Genomic DNA, 1037 nt, shown 5'->3' on the forward strand with positions numbered 1-1037 from the left:
CACAAGCAAACTTAAAAACTTAAAAACTCAAAAACTTAAACCAATCTTATGAACGAAAACAACCAATTCGATACACCGGAACAGAAAGAGGAAGATTTCAATCTCTATCGTCTGATTTTCAAATACCTCATCTACTGGCCCTGGTTTGTAGCCAGTGTCATTATCTGCTTAGGCGCAGCCTTTGTATACATGCGTTTCCAGACACCCGTTTACAATGTCAGTGCAGCCGTATTAATAAAAGAAGACGATCCGCGTACCAACGCCATGAAAGCAGCAAATGGAGCTATCGAAGCCTTACAAGGAATGGGAGGACTCTCCATGACCAACAGTTTCGACAATGAAGTGGAAATTCTCAAGTCACGCACCCTCATTCGTAAAGTCGTAACCCATTTGGGACTGTACATTTCCACCTCAAAAGACCGCACCTTCGGCTACAACACACCTCTGTACAAAAATGCTCCCGTACAAGTATATCTTACCCCTGAAGAAGCCGAAAAATTAGAAGGAGGAGCCAAGCTGAAAATGATTTATACTCCGGAAGGAAAACTCAGTGTACAGGCAAAATACATACTCAACGAAGAAGAAATAGAGGAAGAAAAAACATTCGAAACTCTTCCAGCCGTATTGCCTACTCCCGTAGGTGTATTCAGTTTTACTCCCAACGACAGCATCTTGGCTTTAATGAAGGCATCAGAAAACCCGATGAAAAACATCCATCTCGTTACCTTTATTGCCTCTCCTACAGCCGTAGCCCAAAACTATGCAGGAGCACTCAGTGTAGAACCCACTTCCAAGACCACTACCATTGCACAGGTTGCAGTACAGAACAGCAGCAAGCAGCGTGCGGTCGACTTTATCAATACTTTGGTAGCTTTCTACAATCAGGATGCCAACGACGAGAAAAATGAAGTAGCAGAAAAAACAGCCGACTTTATCGAAGATCGTATTGCCATTATCAACCGCGAACTCGGCTCTACCGAAAGCCAGTTGGCAGATTTCAAGCAGAAGTCCGGACTCACCGACCTGACCACCGATGC

At 44.2% G+C, this 1037-nt stretch carries 1 protein-coding gene; it reads left to right on the forward strand.

All coding sequences use genetic code 11. The features are described 5' to 3' along the window. Positions 1 to 48: 48 nt before the first annotated feature. Positions 49 to 1037: Wzz/FepE/Etk N-terminal domain-containing protein (locus tag WKU26_RS12555; protein ID WP_340322297.1), on the forward strand; the 989-nt coding region annotated here is incomplete at its 3' end.

Source organism: Phocaeicola sp. HCN-40430 (genome assembly GCF_037890285.1).
Classification (GTDB): Bacteria; Bacteroidota; Bacteroidia; order Bacteroidales; family Bacteroidaceae; genus Phocaeicola; species Phocaeicola acetigenes.